Raw genomic sequence first — 1,909 nt, forward strand, 5'->3', positions numbered from 1 at the left:
CGGTGGACGAAGCCTGCTCGGTCGAGCCCTGCGAGAGCTGCTCGGCGCTCGCCGACAGCTCCTGAGAGCCGGCCGACATGTTCTCGGCGGCCGAGGTAACCTGGCCGACGACCTCGCGCAGCTTGATGACCATGTTCTCGAGCGAAATGCCGAGCGTGTCCTTGTCGGAGAGCGGCTTGGCCGCCACCGTCAGGTCGCCGGAGGCGATCGCATCCGCCACCGCGGCAGTGGCGTTGAGGTTCGCGGTCATGGTGTTGAGCGAGGTGACGAGATCGCCGATCTCGTCATTGCTCTTGACGGTGATCGTCTGGCTGAGATCGCCGATGGCCACCGCATTGGCGAGGCCGACGGCGCTGGAGAGTCCACGGCTGATGCTGAGCGCGATCCAGGTGGCGGCGACGACGGCGATCAGCAGCGACAGGCCGAGGATGCCGAGCAGGAGCTGCTTGGCGAAAGCGGCGGCCTCGGCGGCGGTCGCAGCGGCCTCACCGGCCGCCTTCTCGACGTGATGCGCATAGTCCTCGAGCGTCTTCGTCAGAGCGGCAGCCGCATCGCGTCCCGTCGTCAGCGAGGCGGTCGTCGCCTTGATGGTGCCGGCCTCGGCGGCGATCGCGACCGTCTTGAGCACGGAGACGATGCCCTTGTCGAAAGCGGCGACCATCGCCGTGGTGGGGATGTCGAAGGCGGCCAGCTCCGCGGCCGATTTGGCCAGGCGCGCGCGGACCTGGGCGGCCTGCTGCTGGATGTCGACGTTAAGCTTCTCGATCTCGGCGACGCTCGCCATGTTGAAGGACAAGGCGGCGGTCCGCGTCATGCGGATCCATTCGAGCCGCGCCTCCTGGAAGCCAAGACCGGCGCGGAGCAGTTCGGCGGATGCGTCCGGACGGGTCACCTGCGCGATCACCGGGTTGGTCGTGGCGGTGACGCCCTGGATCAGGGGGACCGTCTCGGAGAGCCAGGCCTGGGTGGCGCGGTTGTTGGAGTTCAGCTTGGCGAAGGCCAGCGTCTCATCCTGCGCGCTCGCGAAGCGGTTGGCCTTGGCGACGATCTCCGCGATGCGGCGCTTGCCTTCTTCATCGGCGATCTGCGCCAGTTCATCCTTGCGCTTCATCGCGGCCTGCCGAAGCTCGCCGGCCGTGGCGATAAAGCCAGCGATGTCCTTGTCATCGGACGCCATCACGGCGTTCTTCTCGGCCCGAACCGAGTTGCTGACATGTTCGGCAATGTCGCCCAGCGCGTTGAGGCGCTGGGTCCAGGTGACCAGCTCCTGCTGGGTCTCCGTCATGTTCGACAGCTTCACATAAGCCAATCCTCCCGCTGCCATGGAGAGGGCGATGACGACGCCGAAGGTGGCGGCGAGCTTGGCTTTGATGGTCAGGCGCATGGCGAAAACTCACAGGTTGGTTGGGTGCTGTCCGAGACGGCAGGCCCGGCATGGTGGGAGCCTCCGCCGGGGCGGAGGCTCCGTGTCGTGGTCAGGAGGCCCGGCTGAAGGCCGCGTCTTGGTCGTCGCCGCCGTCATCGAGGGCGAAGTCGAAGCCGCCCTTCTTGGAGCGGGCGGGCGCCGCCGCCTTGCGGGGCTGGGAGGCGGCCTTCATCTGCTTGGCCTTGGCGCGGAGCTGGCCGACGGCCCGGTCGGTGGCGGCAGCGCTGCCATCCGTCTTGAAGAAGGCGATGGTGGCCTGCAGCTGCTCGGCCTGGGCGGCGAGCTCCTCGGAGGTGGCGGAGACTTCTTCGGAGGCCGCGGCGTTCTGTTGCGTCACCTTGTCGAGCTGCTGGATGGCCTGGTTGATCTGGGTCGAGCCGACATCCTGCTCGCGGCAGGCGGCGGTGATCTCCTCGACCAGCTCGGCGGTCTTCTTGATGTCGGGCACCAGCTTCGCCAGCATCGAGCCGGCTTCCTGCGCGA

General features: G+C 67.7%; 1 protein-coding gene and 1 pseudogene. Both read right to left on the reverse strand.

What is annotated here, in order from left to right; genetic code table 11:
- Nucleotides 1–1,384 (reverse strand): HAMP domain-containing protein (locus AX750_RS15515; protein WP_156451263.1); only part of this gene is annotated, 1,384 nt, incomplete at its 3' end.
- Nucleotides 1,385–1,475: 91 nt separating this feature from the next.
- Nucleotides 1,476–1,909, reverse strand: a pseudogene (locus AX750_RS15520) (methyl-accepting chemotaxis protein); the annotation flags it as partial.

Origin of the sequence: Methylobacterium sp. CCH7-A2, from assembly GCF_001557075.1 — a bacterium.
GTDB classification, from domain to species: domain Bacteria; phylum Pseudomonadota; class Alphaproteobacteria; order Rhizobiales; family Beijerinckiaceae; genus Allobosea; species Allobosea massiliensis.